Origin of the sequence: Geobacter sp., from assembly GCF_027327745.1 — a bacterium.
GTDB lineage: Bacteria > Desulfobacterota > Desulfuromonadia > Geobacterales > Geobacteraceae > Geobacter.
The window spans coordinates 49107-64037 of record NZ_DAHVYG010000068.1 but is presented as its reverse complement, the minus strand read 5'-3'; the positions used below and the strand labels follow the sequence as shown (position 1 = coordinate 64037).

Genomic DNA, 14931 nt, shown 5'->3' with positions numbered 1-14931 from the left:
GGCGGTTTGGGAAAGGATGACGGTCATGAAGAAGGTATGTTTGCTTGTTGCGGTCGCAATCGTGTTTACCCGGGGTGGCGCCTTTGCCCACGAAGGGGAAGTGCATGGGAAGAAACACAGTGATGCCCAGATGGACAAGTTCCACAGGATGATGCCTATGTATGCCCAAGCCCAGGCAAAGATCAAAGGGGCGCTGGAGAAAGGGGATGTCGCGACGGTCGCTTCAGAGTCGGAGAAGATACTGGCGACCATTGAGGACCTGAAGAAATCCAGGCCCCACAAGAATCCGAAGCATCTTGGCACATTCAGGAAGATTGCCGACGCCTTCGCTGCCGACGTCAGGGCAACGGCAACCATGGCAAGGCGGGGAGATGTCACGGGAGCCGGGGCCGCTTTCAGGAAGGCCGAAGGACGGTGCAACGAGTGTCACGCCGGCTTTCGGGACTGACCAGGCCCGGCGGTCATCGGGGCGGGAGGAATCATCATGGCAGAGACCGAACAATTATCGGCAAAGATCCGCAGGCGCCTCGACGAGCATGGCCGCGAGCTCGCGCAGAAACAGCAACTTCTCGACAGCTCCATGAAGGAGATGCTGGATCAGCGTGAGTGGTTTGCCGCTGCCGCCTACCGCCTGCTGGAATCGGTAGTCCATCCGAAGGTGGTGGAATTGTCGCAGCAGTTCGACAATGCGATGGTTTACGATCGCCATTCCGGCGCCGATTTCCACTGCGCCTGCCAGTTTGCCCACACCCCGCGGTTTCCCGCCACCGTCACCCTCGATATCGGCCTGCTCCCCGGGGGGGCGGATGGAGGAATGACGGTCCGCTACGATCTTCAGATACTTCCTGTGCTGATGGAATACAAACGGAATGATGAGATGGGTTTTCCGCTCGAAGGGGCCGACGAAGCGGTCGGCCGGTGGGTGGATGAAAAGATCCTCGAATTCGTCGATGTCTATCTCCGCCTGGAAACCCACCCCCTCTACCAGAAGGACAATATCGTCGTGGACCTGGTCTGCGGCATGCCGATCTCGGCGACCGCCGCGACAAGCAGGATCGAGCGGCACGGCCGTACCCTCTATTTCTGTTCGGAACACTGCAAGGAGGCATACCTTAAGGAGAAGGACGCGTAGCCGTTGCGCGGGATCGGGGGAGCGCAGGGAGATGTGAGGGAAGGCGATGTTGTCAGGAAAGCCGGCGAATGTCTCGAAACGATAAAATGACCCGTTTTTTCAAGGATATTTGCGACACCTTCGTGCTCCACGCCGTCGCCGCCCATTTCAGCAACGGCCTCCTCCCCGCCACCGTGCTTTTCCTGCTCCTGGCCCTGTTCAGCGGCAATCCCTACTTCGAGCGGACCGTCCTCCACCTGATCATCCTTGCCCTCTGCGTGACGCCTGTCTCCTTCTTCTCCGGCTTTCGCGACTGGCGCACAAAGTTCCACGGCGGCCGCGCCCCCATCTTTTACCGGAAGATGTGGCTCTCGGGGCTCCTCTTTCTCCTCGAGGGAAGCGCCGCGGGTATCCGCCTCGCCTTCCCGGAGGTGCTCAACCACGGCGGGATTTTGAAGTGGCTTTACGCGGGAAGCCTCCTCGGCGCGCTGCCGGTGGTGGTTTTGCTCGGGCACTACGGCGGGAAACTGGCGTTTCAATGGAAGAAGGGAAGCAGATAGCCCTCACATGGTGGGCCTGAGCGACACACCCGCGATTTTTTAAAGCATGAAAAGGGTCCTTGTCTTCCGGCGAGGGCCTTTTTTCGTATGTGGCGATCCAAGGGTTGTGAATGAGGAGGGGGGTGGAATACCGGGACGTCGTTGGCCCGGTTATCCGACTTACTTGACTGGCTGAACGAGGCAGGATGCGGTCTTTTTGGTGGCGATGTCGCCGGGACGGATCTCGCCTTTGACCACCTGAGCTTCAAAATAGTGGCTGCCGACATACGACTCCACCTTCACCTTGCCGACTTCGACCATCTTCGGGTTCTTGGCGCCGCCGATTTCCCGATAAACCTTGAGTACATCGTTCAGGCAGATCTCTTTCTTCACGTCGGCCGTGCCGCTGTGGAAGAGATGCACCTTGTTTCCGACCTTCATGACCACTTCGCTCGACACCTTGTCGGCAGCCACCGCCTTGAGCGGGGCCGTGACGAGGAACGAGACGATCAGGATTCCGATAACCGCAGTGATGAAACGCATGACAATCCTCCTTTTTTAAATGATTTCACTTCCTACAGCCTCAGGCGAGCATGTTTCGTTTCACCCCCTTTCTTCGCGTCGGTATAAGTTTACACCATTCGTGCGGATCCTCCACTTTCGCCACGAGATTCCAATTGCCGGGAAAGCTTGCCAAAGGTACACCCGTTTTGTCCCGGCTCCGTTGTCGGGAACGTGCAGATTATTCTTGAGCTGTAGTGGAATATTCTCTACCCGGAGAAACCGGCAACCGGGCGCCGAAATAAAATGCAATGATTACATTGTGTTGCGGGTGGTTGATTTTGGCATGTCCTGTGAAATGTACGGTTCAGAAGCCGGGGGAGATGCCAGAGAAGTTCCGTTGCGTACCCGGCGAGAGCGAATCACCGGAGGAAGGAGAACTTTATGAACAGGAAATCGATTGTTGCAGTTGTGGCGGCACTGGGGATCCTTACCGGCGGGATGGCCTATGGGGCCGGATGCGACATGTGCGGTGCCGAAGCGGTATGCAATCACGATCAGTCGGTGCAGCAGTACCAGCAGACCACGAAGGAGCTCCGCGCCCGGGCGAAGTCCCTCGACCTCGCCATCCGGACCGAGTACTCTTACAATAATGTCAACAGCCAGCGCATCGACGAGCTCGAAAAGAAGCTGAAAGAGGCGAGGGCGCAGCTGAAGGCCGAGGCGCAAAAGTACAACGTGCCGGACTGCTGTGTGATCTAACCCTTCCGTTCCCGCTTCGCCGGCACTCCGAGCCAGCCGGTCCCGAGCACCCCGAGCGCCGCCGAGGTGATCATCAGCCCGCCGAAGGAGCCGTTGTAGAGTGCCATGAGAGGGGTCGAGAGGGGAAAGAGGATGGTGTGGAAGAGCATCTCCCCGGCGGACATCGGGCCCTCCGAGGTGACGCGGAGCAGGATATAGTAGATCGGCCCCCCGATCCAGATGCCGGCGACCATCGCCATGGCGGCGCTCATGAGCCGCTGCTGCGAAGAGGTTGCTTTGACGAGGTGCCAGAAGGCGGTGCCGCAGGTGACGGGCAGGGCGACCGTCTTGGCGGTGATCCAGGCAGTCGTCGACCACCCCTCTTCGAAGTGGGTCACGAGGAGATCCTCGCCCCAGAAAACCAGGGCGCCCCACAGGGGACAGACGATCCAGATTGCGACTTTGTTCATGGTGCCCCGCTTGTACCGCAGCTGTTACAACCATTTTACCAGAATGCGGGGAGGTGTGGCGGGGCCAGGCTCCTAAGACTCCCCATCGTACGGCTGGTGGAGCTTGACCGGGGTGCCGCGGGCGCGGACCCGCATGTTGAGCATCTCCACCCCCACCGAAAACGCCATGGCGAAGTAGATGTACCCCTTCGGGATATGCATGCCGAGGGCATCGCCGATCAATGCAACCCCGATCAGGATCAGGAAGGAGAGGGCGAGCATCTTGATGGTGGGGTGACGGTCCACGAAGGTGCTGATCTTCCCGGAGAAGAGCATCATGAACCCGACGGCGACGACGACCGCCGTAACCATGACGGCGAGCTGGCTGGCCATGCCGATGGCGGTGATGATGGAGTCGAGGGAGAAGACGATGTCGAGCAGCAGGATCTGGATGATGGTGCCGGCGAAGGAGGCCGCCCCCCTGGCCGACGCGTGCCCTTCCTCCCCTTCGAGCTTGTCGTGGATCTCCATGGTGCTCTTGGCCAGCAGGAAGAGCCCCCCCAGCAGAAGGATAAGTCCCCGTCCCGTAATCTCGCGGTCGAGCACCGAAAAGAGCGGCGCCGTGAGCCCCATGAGCCAGGTGAGGGAGAAGAGGAGCCCGACCCGGGTGAACATGGCCAGGGCAAGGCCGGTGAGGCGCGCCCGGTTCTGCTGGCTGGCGGGAAGCTTTCCCGAGAGGATGGAAATGAAGATGATATTGTCGATGCCGAGGACAATTTCGAGGGCGGTGAGGGTCGCCAGGGCAATCCAGGCCTGGGGATCGGTGAGCCAGTCCATCTGTGAAAACTCCTTGAAAGGTTGATATGTCGGTGCCCACATATACCGGCGCTTCTGGCCCCTGTCAACTTGCTTTCTTCGAACGAAAATTCTTTTCCCCCTCCTGCTGTGGAATAGTCGACATTGAAAATGGGTACTATTCTGCAGACGTTATCCCGGCTTGCGTGGTGTATTTGTAACATGCCGTAATTGCAGGAATATTTGCGAACGACCGGTTGGCATGAACCTTGTTAGTGAGTTTGCTGGGAGGTTTCCGATGGCAAACAGAAAGTGGATCAACGCCACCCTGGTGATCGCCGCCTGCCTGGTGGTGGGAATCTTCGCCTTCTCGGTCCGGCTGGAGGCATCGCCCGACGCCGTGGCGGTGCTCCGGACCCAGGGAATGACCTGCGGAAGCTGCGCCGCGCGCATCGAAAACGCATTGAAGGCGCAGGAGGGCATCGCCTCGGTTCAGGTGAACGTGGACGCCGGACGGGTCGTGGTCGGCTTCGACTCGAAGCGGATCCGCCCCGAAACAATCGCCGAGCGGGTGACCGGCACCGGTTACGGCACCAGCATCCTTCAGGTCGTGACCCCGGAACAGTACAAGACAATGACCGGCCAGAGCCTCGTGGTGTCCAGGCCGGGCGGCGGCTGCGGCGGCGGATGCTGTGACGCCGGCCGGACCGTCCGATAATTCTGTCGAAAGAAAGGAACAGACAATGAGCAGATCGGGAAAAAGTTTCATGAAGTCCTGGGTGGCAGCCCTCGTGATCATTCTCGCGGCGGTCGGGGTGGGGGCCGCCTTTTCGTTCCCCGGGCTGGGGAGGTACGAGAAGGTGAAGGCGGTAAATGGCGCGGTCGCCATCCCGCTTGCCGCGGTCTCCGACGGTACGGCCCACTTCTACAAGTACTCCCAGGGGGGAAAGGATGTTGCATTCTTCGTGGTCAAGTCTCCCGCCGGCGCGGTCAAGACTGCCTTTGACGCCTGCGACGTCTGCTTCCGCGAGAAAAAGGGGTACGAGCAGGGCGGGGGATACATGATCTGCAAGCAGTGTAACAGGAAGTTCGATATCAACCGGATCGGCCACGGGGCCGGTGGCGGCTGCAACCCCTCCTTCCTCCCGAGCCGCCAGGCCGGAGGCTCCATCATCATCGCGGTCTCCGACCTGATGGCCGGGGCCCGGTTCTTCTAAACGCGCCAGGATATGCCATGAAGCTCCATAATATCTCCATCAACAATCTCCGCCGCCGCAAGGCAAAGATGGCGTTTCTCACCATCGGCCTCATGGTGGGGATCGCCACCATCGTGACCCTCGTCACCATCACCTCGTCCATGTCCCGCGACATCGGCAAGAAGATGGACGAGTTCGGGGCGAACATCCTCATCATGCCCCAGAGCAACGACCTCTCCATGAGCTACGGCGGCATCAGCCTCGGCCGGGTCACCTTCGACCAGCGGGAAATCCGCGAGGAGGACCTGGCGAAGATCACCACCATCAGGAACCACCGGAACATCCTCGCCGTCTCGCCCAAGGTCCTGGGAGGGATCAGGCTTGGTACGCGGGACGCACTGCTGGTCGGAGTCGACTTCGAGAAGGAACTGAAGATGAAGCAGTGGTGGAGCATCTTTGGCGAAGTCCCCAAAAAAGAAGACGAAATCCTGCTCGGCAGCGCCGCGGCCGACTCGGTCCACCTCACCCCGGGCGACACGGTTGCCGTTGCCGGCAGGACGTTCACCGTCTCCGGGGTCCTCGCCGAGACCGGATCCCAGGACGATTCCCTCGTCTTCATGCCGCTGCGCGGTGCCCAGAGGCTCCTCGGCAAGGAGGGGCGGATCACCCTGGTGGAGGTGGCGGCCCTCTGCTCCGGCTGCCCCATCGGCGACATGGTGGTGCAGATCGCCGAGAAACTCCCCGACGCCAGGGTCACCGCCATTCAGCAGGTGGTGGAGTCGCGGCTCAAGGCCCTCGACCATTTCCGGCGCTTTGCCTTTGCCGTGGCCGGCGTAGTGGTCTTCATCGGCTCCCTCATCGTCTTCGTCACCATGATGGGAAGCGTCAACGAGCGGACCACCGAGATCGGCGTCTTCCGGGCCATCGGTTTCCGCAAGAGCCACATCATCCGGATCATCCTACTGGAGGCGGCGCTCGTCAGTCTCCTCGCCGGCCTTCTCGGCTATGCCGCCGGAATGGGAGGAGCCGGGATCGCCCTGCCGTTCATGGCGGAGACGAAGGACGCGGCGCTGGTCTGGGATGGCACGGTCATGGCCGGCTCCATTCTCCTCTCTCTGGTGGTGGGGATGCTCGCGAGCCTCTACCCCGCGCTCCATGCGAGCAGAATGGACCCGACCGAAGCGTTGAGAGCACTGTAAGGAGAGACCATGGCACTCATTACGATCGAGAATCTGAAGAAGCATTACCGCAGCGGCGACGACATCGTGGCGGCCCTGCGGGGAGTCTCCCTGACCATCGAGCAGGGAGAGTTCGTCACCATCATGGGACAGTCGGGATCGGGGAAGAGCACGCTTCTTTCGGTCCTCGGCGGGATGAACCATCCGACGGAAGGTGAGGTGGAGATGGCTGGAGTGAAGCTCTATCGGCTTCCCGGCGAACGGCTGGCGGACTTCCGGGCGGAAAAGCTCGGCTTCGTCTTCCAGTCGTTCCACCTGATTCCGTATCTCACCGCCCGGGAGAACGTCATGCTCCCCCTGGCGATCACGAAGATGAAAAAAGCGGAAAAGGTGAAGGCTGCCGACCAGGCGCTGGAACGGGTAGGTCTTGCCGGCAAGGCGGCCCGGTTGCCGAACCAGCTCTCCGGCGGCGAGCAGGAGCGGGTCGCCATCGCCCGTGCCATCGTCAACAATCCGCCGATACTTCTGGCCGACGAGCCCACCGGCAACCTCGATTCCGCAACGAGTGAAGAAGTGATGAACCTTTTCCGCCGCCTCAACGAAGAAGGCCAGACGGTGGTCATGGTCACCCACAACCCGGAAAACTGCGCCTACGCCGACCGGACCATCTCCCTGCGGGACGGGGTGATCGTAGAAGAGCGCCGTGGAGCGACCCCCGCGCGAAGTGCCGCCTGAAGGGAGCCGGACGAAAAAAGTGTTGACTCCCCCCGCGTCCCTTTGCTATATAACGGGAACCTGTTTCGCGGGAATAACTCAGTGGTAGAGTGCAACCTTGCCAAGGTTGAAGTCGCGGGTTCGAATCCCGTTTCCCGCTCCAAAGAAATTAAAGGGTTAGGCCGTTTGCCTAACCCTTTTTTCTTTTTCGTGTAACCTCTCGTGTAACCTCTTGTCGGACTGCGCTTTATAGGATGGGTTATGACAAAAAAGATCTGCAAAACTCTTTATTCAGCGGTTCAAATCCGCTCGCTCCTCCAACAAAAATAAGGGGTTAGCCAAAACAGGCTAACCCCTTTTGTTTTGCGTGGGAACATTTCTGGGACATCTTGTCTATAATCCAAAGCACTTATGCCATGATCTGAACAGGTTGTGAAACAACCTGTGCGGCCCAGCCGACGCGGGTCAAAGCGCGAACGCCATCTTCGTAGACTGGATCGGCTCCATCTAGCCCTCTCAAGGTGACGAGCACAACAGCGCGTTGCGGAATGTCGGGAGGTGCTTCCCCCGCTCGCCTAAGAACATTAAGCTTAAGCCTCCAGTCACTCCCGGCAACTCCTTTGGGAAAACGAGCGCGGTAAACTTTGACTGGCGACCACTTAAAGCCGTGCTCGATCAGTTTTGCTTCATATAACAACTTTTTCTCTCCCGGTTCCAGCGGTACGACTCCATGTTGATGGCGTTTTCCGTCAGCCTTAAGGTCGTAGGTGCCAAATGATAGGTCAATATTTGCGCGACAGTATTCAACGCCATGTTGTCCGTCAAGGGGAGGCGAATAGCAGAGGGTGACAATAATCTCACCACGAAATTTTCCATCTACGGTTCGTAGGCAATCAGGAATTGGATAAGGGAATTTCTCGAAATCCATTCCATCTTTAATGTCGGCTTCAAATAGCAGCGTGAAGGCATTTGGATCACAGTAGAGAGTTTCAACGACCTCTCCGGGCTGGCCAAAGCCGGCGACCTGGTAGAAGTGTTCGATGCTTGTGCCCTCCAGGGGCGCGTAGCTCCCCCCTCCCCAGTGGGAAAGGATCAGCACGGCGGTGTGAGGACGGTGAGCGCCCCGTAGAGCCGGTACGTGCCGGCAAAGCCGTTCTGCCGGTGCCAGGGGAGCAGCGACGCGGCAGCCATGACCGTCCCGGCGAGGATGAAGTTCTCCGGCCGCTCCCCGAAGGAGAGCCAGTAGACGCCGCACCAGGTTCCGATTGTGGCGGCGAGATAGCCGAGCAGGCAGGTCTGCCCTGCCACGAGGAGGAGGTGCAGGCGATAGCCGTACGCGAGAGGATCAGGGCAAAGGCCCCCAGACGAGGAAGGCGTTCTGGCTCGGCGTTATGGAAAAGATCTGGCCGATCATGGTGAGGTCGAGAACGAAGGCGGAAAAAGGCCACCTGGCCCATGAGCGAGGCGAAGTAGAGGGTCTTTTCCCGGCGGGCGGCAAACTCCACCCCGCCGAGAAGCATTAGGGGGGCGGTAATCAGGATGGCGACCTGGACCGGCGTGTCGAAGTATCCCCAGAAGTGGTAGAAAAAGAAGAAAACGGCGCTGGACAAGGCAAGGGCCCCGAGGAAGGAGACCACTCGCATCCCGAGCGACATCTGTTTTGCCGCCGGGGTTACGTCGATATCGAACTGCCGGGCCAGTCGCTTCAAGGTTTCAGCGTGGTACCCGCCGATCCGCTCCCGCTGTTCGGGGGTCAGGAGCAGGATCTTATCGCGTTCCAGTTCCTCGAGTTCGTGCCCGAAGGCCTTTATCTGGTCCGCCCGCCGCTGGGCCGTCTCCTTGGTCCCGGTGATGGCGGGGGTCATCTGCGATCCATGGAGAGGCGTTTTCATGGCACGTCTCCTTGAGAACATCCTGCCACGGGGAGGGGAAAGGAGGAGGGTGTACCGATCGCGGCGGCGAGGGCTGCATGGTTTCGGCCGACGATCCCTTCCTGGATGTTGTCGTAGCGGTAGGTCATGTTGAGCCGGAATGAGAGGAGGGCTATCTTCCTCCGCGGGACGGCCGGCTGGTCAGGGGTTACTCTCAGGGTTGCATTTGCAGGAAGCACGAAAAGTATCTTCATGGTTTCCTCCGATCCGGAGCAAGGATGGTTCAACGCAGCATGATCCCGGTGGAACAGGCGTAAAGCATACCCCTGCGGATTCGCCGTCCCCGGGATGTTGCAAGCAGCCGGTCGCGGCAGCGACGGTTGGCTGCAATGGCGCCGGTCAATGCGGTGAGAAGGAAGGTAGCTTCCGCCAGTGTGATGATGAACGCTTCCATGATGTGCCTCCTTGTCGGTACGATCTCTTTGATATGTGCATATCAGGGAGCGTGCCACGTTGTGCCGCTTTTGTAAGTGACTGGAATGTTTCGAGAATTGGCCTTCGCAGCGAAGGGGAAGCCCGCGTTCTTAATATTTAATGTACATTTTATGTATGCCTTGCTGGCATGATATACTTCACGAAAAATGCCCTGCCAGTAATCCGGCAGGGCGTCCCTTGGGCGAAATCCAAGGGATCGGGCTTCCTATCCGCAGGCAAGCTGCGCGATCTCCTTCAATCCTTTCAGGTCGAGCTTCCCGGTCCCGAGCATCGGCAGGCTTTCCACACCAATGTAGGACTCCTTGGCAGGTTTCCAGAGGTTCGGGAGCTCGCTCGCTGCCAGGAGCCCGTGGAGCGCTGCGGCATCGGTTGTGCCTTTGGTGTAGACAACAACCAGTCTTTCCCCTTTCTTCTCGTCCGGGAGTGCAGTGACCGCCAGGACCGCGGTCTGGCCGAGACGGGCATGCAGTTCATCCTCGACTACGCCGTGGGGCACCATCTCTCCGCCGATCTTGCTGAACCTGCTCAAACGGTCGGTGATCCGGATGAAGCCGTCATCGTCCATCACGCCGATGTCGCCGGTCACGTACCAGTCGTCACGGATCACCTCCGCCGTCTTGTCGGGCTGGCCGAGATACCCGAGCATCACGTTCGGCCCCTTGACCATGATCAGTCCCGCCTCGCCCGGCTTTCTCCTCTCGTGGGTGTCGGGATCCACCACCTTGATTGCCACGCCGGGGATCGGGTGGCCGACGCTCCCCTCCTTGGCGCCATACTGGCGCACGCCGTCGATCTCCACGTCCGGGAGGCTTAATGTTATGACGGGCGACAGTTCGGTGGCGCCGTACCCTTCCATCGGCCGGACGCCGAACTTTTCCTCGAAGGCGTCGGCGACCTTCGTCTTTAACTTTTCCGCTCCGGTGACCACCAGGCGCAGCGAGGCGAAGTCCTCCCGTTTGGCCCGCCTGAGATAGGCCAGCAGGAAGGTCGGGGTGGCAAGGAGAAGGGTGGATCGGTGTTCCCGCACCACCTGGGCGATCTTCTCGCCGTCCATTGGATTCGCGTGGTAGGCGGCGGAGAAACCGCTGACCAGCGGGAACCAGAGGGTGGCGGTGAAGCCGAGGGAGTGGAAGAAGGGGAGGGCCGAGCAGATGTTGTCGTTCAGGTTGACACGAAAGACCATCCGCAGCGCCTCGATGTTCGAGGCGATATTGTGGTGGGTCAGCATCACCCCTTTCGGTTCGCCGGTGCTGCCGGAGGAGAAGATGACCGTGGCGGGCCTGTCGGGGGCGAACCCGTTACGGCTGCAGATCATTCGGGCGGGGAGAAGCCTCCCCTTCAGCCAGGCGCACAGCTTGGCCGGCTTGCCGATCGTCGGGACCATCTCCTCCATCAGGAGCATCGCTGCGTCCGTCGTGGGGACGGCGACTTTATCCAGGAAGGCCCGGGAGGTGATGATGGTCCGGATACCGCACTGGCCGACCGCCGAGCGAAATGACGCTTCTGCCGCCGTGTAGTTCAGGTTCACGGGAATCTTCCCGAGAAACGAGAGGGCGAGATTGGTCAGCACTCCGCCAACCGATGGGGGGAGCAGGAGCCCCACGTGTTCTTCCTTTCCTACCAGCGGCTTCAGGGCGTTGGCGAGGGCGATGGCGCCGGTCAGCGCGTCACCGTACGAGAGCTCCTTGCCGGAGGTGTCGGCGATCGCCTTTCTGGACCGGTTCCGGCGGGCGGTCTCGATGAACCGTTCTGCGAGGGGCCTGCGCTGCGGTTTTCTCGATTCGTAGTAATCGCAGGAGAGCTCCATGACCGCCTGGCGGACCTCGCTGGCAGTGCTGGTGGCTGCCATCGGTTTGCCGAAAAGAATCGTGACCGGATACGGTGCAAGGGCGGGCGGTCGGGAGAGGAGCCTCCCGTGGGCATAGGAGAGGATCGACCCCCAGGCCCCGCCGATGTAGACCGGGATGACCGGATAGCCGCTGTTTCGGACGATTCGCTCGAAACCGCCGCGGAACTCGCGGAGCATCCCGGAGCGGGTGATCTCTCCCTCGGCGAAAATGCAGACCATGAACCCCTCGTCCATCGCCGCCCGGGCCGTCTTGATGAACTCCAGAATTTCCTTTCTCCCGTCCGCGGAGGAAACCGGGATGACCTTCATCAGCCGGAAGAGCCAGTTCAGGCCCGGCGTGTTGTAGATGCTGCGCTCCATAACGAAGCGGATCCGCCGCTGGTTGGTGGCGGTAAGGAGGAGAGCGTCAACCCAGGAGACATGGTTCGGGATGAGAAGGGCCGGTCCCTCTACCGGGACATGTTCGCCGCCGATGATGCGGATGCGGTAGAAGAGGCGGATGGTCACCAGGGCGATGAACCGGAGCAGGAAGTCGGGGAGCTTCCAGAGCGTGACGAGGGACAGGGCGAGGGTCAGCCCCCCGATGGCACTGAACCCTTGGGCGGCGGTCAGCCCGAGCCTGCTGAAGAGGAAGGTGAGTCCCGAGGCGATGAGGATGCCAACCCAGTTGATGAAGCTCGACGCGGCCAGCACCTCTCCCCTCGTGGCGGGGTCGGCCTTGAATTGGATGGAGGTCTGGAGGGGAAGCGAGAAGAGCCCCGCGCTTACCCCGAACAGGAGGATGATGCCGACACTCGACTGGAGGTTTGCCGGGGTCAGGTGAAGAAGGACCGGAGCGAGGGCGAGGCCGATGGCGCCGATCGGGACGATGCCGAACTCAACGTTTCGCCCGGAGAGCCTGGCAGCCAGCAGGGAGCCTCCGCCGATCCCGAACGCGGCGGCCAGGAAGAGGTAGCCGCTTTGCTCCTGCGAGAGGTGCAGACGCTCCATGCCATAGCCGATGAGGTTCAACTGGGCGAAGGCCCCGACGAGCATGAAATAGGCAAGGCCGATGATCGCCAGCATCAGGTCACTGTCGCTCCTGATCTGGCCGATGGTCTTGAAGATCTCGACCGGCAGGAAGGCGATCCTGCGGGATCCGTCGGCGGGGACGGTCTTTCCGATCCTGAGAGACGCAAGCAGACCGGCAACGGCAACAGCAAGACAGCAAAGGGCCGCCAGCCAGAACTTCCCGCCGACCGCCTGGGCCAGCACCGAGGCCAGGGCCGTGCCGACGATGATCGCCAGGAAGGTGAACGACTCCATGAGGCCGTTGGCCCTGGAAAGTTGTTCCTTGCCGGCCAGCTCGGGAATGCTCCCGTACTTGGCGGGTGCGAAGAAGGCGCTGTGGGTGGCCATGAGAAAGACCACCACATAGAGCCCGGCATGGAGCTCCAGGGCGAACGAGACGACTGCCAGGGCGGTAACCGCCACTTCGATCCCCTTGATGGCGACGATGGAGCGGGACTTGCTGAACCGGTCGGCCAGGCACCCGGCCGGGGCGGAGAAGAGCAGGAAGGGAAGAACGAAGGCTCCCCCGACCAGTGCCGTGATGATGCCCGCCTGTGCCGGCCCCTGGGCGCCGATCAGGCAGAAGACAATGAGGAGCTTGAGGATGTTGTCGTTCATCGCCCCGAGGAACTGGGTGATGTTCAGCCAGTGGAATCCGCCCGGCAGGCTGGTGCCGTTATCTTTGTTCATAATGCGCCTCTCTCGACCGTAGAAGTGGTGTTCGTAAGGATAGAAGCACGGAGCATGCCACATTGGTCAAATTTATTAAAGTCAAAAAAATTAGCATGATACGGGTGCGAGCGCAGGTGAAGTGAAAACTGTTTGACATGTCGTGTACATGCGGCATACATTTTATGTATGAATATTAACGACATTGCAAAATCCGACTGGGAGTTTTTCGGCGCGGTCGCCCGGGCCGCTTTCACCAACCCCTTCGGCGAGCGCCGCGACGAGCTCGATTTCCTGATCGCCGGTGTCCCGAAGCAGACCCCTTCCGAGAAGCTGCTCGAAGCGGTGATTCTCAAGGTAGGGGAGAAGGTGGAGGCCCTGCGCCAAACGGGGGGAAGCGACTTGCGAAAGTGGAGCGGCGAAGAGCGAGAGACCCTGCAGGCGGTCTTACTCTTCCACGTCTTTCACCGCTTCGTTGACGACTTCGACCGGCTGATCCGGGAGCAGGAAAAGCAGGGGGATTCACCATGCCCGGTCCAGTTCGCCAGGGAGTGCCTCCATGTCATGGAAGGGTTCGGGTTGAGCGGAAAGGAGGCGGAGCGGTTCTTCGCCGTCTTCTACCAGATGCGGCGGGCCTATTACTTCATTCGGAACGGCCTGGTCGGCGGCTCTGCTTTGATGAAGACGCTGCGCAAGCACCTCTGGAACTGCGTGTTCACCCACGACATCCGCTGGTTCGAAAGCCGCCTCTGGAACCGGATGGAAGACTTCTCGGTCCTCCTCCTGGGTGAAACCGGTACCGGCAAGGGAGCGGCCGCCGCGGCCATCGGCCGCTCGGGCTTCATCCCGTACGACGGCAGACGGAACTGCTTCTCCGAGAGCTTCACCCGCAACTTTCTCTCCATCAACCTTTCCCAGTACTCGGAGGGGGTCCTCGAGTCGGAACTCTTCGGCCACAAGAAAGGAGCCTTTACCGGGGCGGTGGAGAACCACGAGGGGGTCTTCAGCCGCTGCGCCCCCCACGGGGTTATTTTCCTCGATGAAGTGGGGGATGTGAGCGTCCCTGTGCAGATCAAGCTTCTCCAGGTGCTGCAGGAGAGGGTCTTTTACCCCGTCGGCAGTCACGAGGCCAGACGTTTCAGCGGCCGGGTTATCGCCGCCACCAACCGCCCGCTCAATCTCCTGCGCCGTGAGGGGAAGTTCCGGGACGATTTCTACTACCGCCTTTGTTCGGACGTGCTCGTGATGCCCACTTTGCGGCAGCGTCTATCCGAGAACGCGAAGGAACTGGACGGGCTGTTGGCCAGCATCCTTTCCCGGATTGCCGGCGATTTCTCTCCGAAAGAGCGGCAGGTGGTACGAAAGGTTCTTGAACGCGACCTCGGGACTGATTATCCTTGGCCTGGCAACGTGCGCGAGCTCGAGCAGGCGGTAAAGCGGGTGATCCTCACCGGCCATTATTACGGCGAGGCCCCAACTGCCGAGGGCAACGACGGGATGACAGCATTTGTCGAGAAGATACGGAGTGGGAATCTGGAGGCCGAGGAGATGCTGTCGACCTATTGCGCGCTCCTGTACAAGGAGGTCGGAACCTATGGGGAAGTGGCCCGGCGGACCAATCTCGATCGCCGGACGGTCAAGAAATACGTTGATCGTAGCTCCGGCTAAGTTGCCCACGAGTCCAAGCGCTTCTAGTCTCGTCAAGGATCAACAGGTGCTCGCTCTCTGGTCGCACGACTTCCTCCGAGATGTTGCGAGGCGAATTCAGGCTGA

Annotated in this window: 18 protein-coding genes and 1 tRNA gene; 11 read left to right on the top strand and 8 right to left on the bottom strand. The window is 60.4% G+C overall.

The window, feature by feature from the left end; translation table 11 throughout:
• Window positions 1-25 precede the first annotated feature (25 nt).
• The 3 genes from M6689_RS12830 to M6689_RS12820 all read left to right on the top strand — a co-directional run bounded on the left by M6689_RS12830 (window position 26) and on the right by M6689_RS12820 (window position 1671).
• A complete protein-coding gene (locus M6689_RS12830) occupies window positions 26-448 on the top strand; it encodes a cytochrome c (RefSeq protein ID WP_298272392.1) in 423 nt (140 codons plus the stop codon).
• 36 nt (window positions 449-484) lie between these two features.
• Window positions 485-1132 (top strand): YHS domain-containing protein, encoded by a 648-nt coding sequence (locus M6689_RS12825; RefSeq protein WP_298272390.1) that lies wholly within the window; start codon window positions 485-487, stop codon window positions 1130-1132.
• A 68-nt stretch (window positions 1133-1200) separates the two neighbouring features.
• Window positions 1201-1671 carry a hypothetical protein gene (locus tag M6689_RS12820; protein WP_298272387.1) on the top strand — a complete coding sequence of 157 codons (471 nt, stop codon included), beginning with the start codon at window positions 1201-1203 and terminating at the stop codon, window positions 1669-1671.
• A gap of 159 nt (window positions 1672-1830) precedes the next feature.
• On the opposite strand, the gene M6689_RS12815 is transcribed toward M6689_RS12820, so the two are convergent.
• Entirely contained in the window at window positions 1831-2193 is a 363-nt protein-coding gene (locus M6689_RS12815; protein ID WP_298272385.1) for a hypothetical protein, read from the bottom strand.
• 402 nt (window positions 2194-2595) lie between these two features.
• Between M6689_RS12815 and M6689_RS12810 the strand changes: the two genes are divergently transcribed.
• Window positions 2596-2913, top strand: a complete 318-nt coding sequence (locus M6689_RS12810) for a hypothetical protein (protein WP_298272383.1) — start codon at window positions 2596-2598, stop codon at window positions 2911-2913.
• Here M6689_RS12810 and M6689_RS12805 read toward each other — a convergent pair.
• Window positions 2910-3362: a hypothetical protein gene (locus M6689_RS12805; protein WP_298272381.1), complete on the bottom strand. Its 453-nt coding sequence runs from the start codon at window positions 3360-3362 to the stop codon at window positions 2910-2912. The two genes, M6689_RS12810 and M6689_RS12805, sit on opposite strands and share 4 nt — an antisense overlap.
• 72 nt (window positions 3363-3434) lie before the next feature.
• A complete protein-coding gene (locus M6689_RS12800; RefSeq protein ID WP_298272379.1) occupies window positions 3435-4178 on the bottom strand; it encodes a TerC family protein in 744 nt (247 codons plus the stop codon).
• Window positions 4179-4434: 256 nt separating this feature from the next.
• On the opposite strand from M6689_RS12800, the gene M6689_RS12795 reads away from it, so the two are divergent.
• The 5 genes from M6689_RS12795 (at window position 4435) to M6689_RS12775 (ending at window position 7387) form a co-directional block, all read left to right on the top strand.
• Window positions 4435-4854 (top strand): heavy-metal-associated domain-containing protein, encoded by a 420-nt coding sequence (locus tag M6689_RS12795; RefSeq protein ID WP_298272376.1) that lies wholly within the window; start codon window positions 4435-4437, stop codon window positions 4852-4854.
• A 49-nt stretch (window positions 4855-4903) separates the two neighbouring features.
• Window positions 4904-5353 carry a DUF2318 domain-containing protein gene (locus M6689_RS12790; protein ID WP_298272374.1) on the top strand — a complete coding sequence of 150 codons (450 nt, stop codon included), beginning with the start codon at window positions 4904-4906 and terminating at the stop codon, window positions 5351-5353.
• Between the two features lie 17 nt (window positions 5354-5370).
• Entirely contained in the window at window positions 5371-6531 is a 1161-nt protein-coding gene (locus tag M6689_RS12785) for an FtsX-like permease family protein (protein ID WP_298272371.1), read from the top strand.
• A 9-nt stretch (window positions 6532-6540) separates the two neighbouring features.
• On the top strand, window positions 6541-7245 hold the full coding sequence (locus M6689_RS12780) for an ABC transporter ATP-binding protein (protein ID WP_298272368.1): 705 nt from the start codon (window positions 6541-6543) through the stop codon (window positions 7243-7245).
• Window positions 7246-7312: 67 nt separating this feature from the next.
• Window positions 7313-7387, top strand: a tRNA-Gly gene (locus M6689_RS12775).
• Window positions 7388-7633: 246 nt separating this feature from the next.
• On the opposite strand, the gene M6689_RS12770 is transcribed toward M6689_RS12775, so the two are convergent.
• The gene (locus M6689_RS12770; protein WP_298272366.1) at window positions 7634-8323 is read right to left on the bottom strand and encodes a hypothetical protein; all 690 of its coding nucleotides are present in this window, start codon (window positions 8321-8323) and stop codon (window positions 7634-7636) included.
• Window positions 8317-8532 carry a hypothetical protein gene (locus M6689_RS12765; RefSeq protein WP_298272364.1) on the bottom strand — a complete coding sequence of 72 codons (216 nt, stop codon included), beginning with the start codon at window positions 8530-8532 and terminating at the stop codon, window positions 8317-8319. Before M6689_RS12765 ends, M6689_RS12770 begins: the two co-directional genes overlap by 7 nt.
• A 269-nt stretch (window positions 8533-8801) precedes the next feature.
• On the opposite strand from M6689_RS12765, the gene M6689_RS12760 reads away from it, so the two are divergent.
• Window positions 8802-9131, top strand: a complete 330-nt coding sequence (locus tag M6689_RS12760; protein WP_298272363.1) for a hypothetical protein — start codon at window positions 8802-8804, stop codon at window positions 9129-9131.
• On the opposite strand, the gene M6689_RS12755 is transcribed toward M6689_RS12760, so the two are convergent.
• The 3 genes from M6689_RS12755 to M6689_RS12745 all read right to left on the bottom strand — a co-directional run bounded on the left by M6689_RS12755 (window position 9113) and on the right by M6689_RS12745 (window position 13179).
• Window positions 9113-9349: a hypothetical protein gene (locus tag M6689_RS12755; RefSeq protein ID WP_298272361.1), complete on the bottom strand. Its 237-nt coding sequence runs from the start codon at window positions 9347-9349 to the stop codon at window positions 9113-9115. The two genes, M6689_RS12760 and M6689_RS12755, sit on opposite strands and share 19 nt — an antisense overlap.
• A 29-nt stretch (window positions 9350-9378) precedes the next feature.
• Window positions 9379-9549: a hypothetical protein gene (locus tag M6689_RS12750; RefSeq protein ID WP_298272359.1), complete on the bottom strand. Its 171-nt coding sequence runs from the start codon at window positions 9547-9549 to the stop codon at window positions 9379-9381.
• A gap of 246 nt (window positions 9550-9795) precedes the next feature.
• A complete protein-coding gene (locus M6689_RS12745; RefSeq protein ID WP_298272357.1) occupies window positions 9796-13179 on the bottom strand; it encodes an acyl-[ACP]--phospholipid O-acyltransferase in 3384 nt (1127 codons plus the stop codon).
• A gap of 168 nt (window positions 13180-13347) precedes the next feature.
• On the opposite strand from M6689_RS12745, the gene M6689_RS12740 reads away from it, so the two are divergent.
• Window positions 13348-14826 (top strand): sigma 54-interacting transcriptional regulator, encoded by a 1479-nt coding sequence (locus M6689_RS12740; protein WP_298272354.1) that lies wholly within the window; start codon window positions 13348-13350, stop codon window positions 14824-14826.
• Window positions 14827-14931 lie beyond the last annotated feature (105 nt).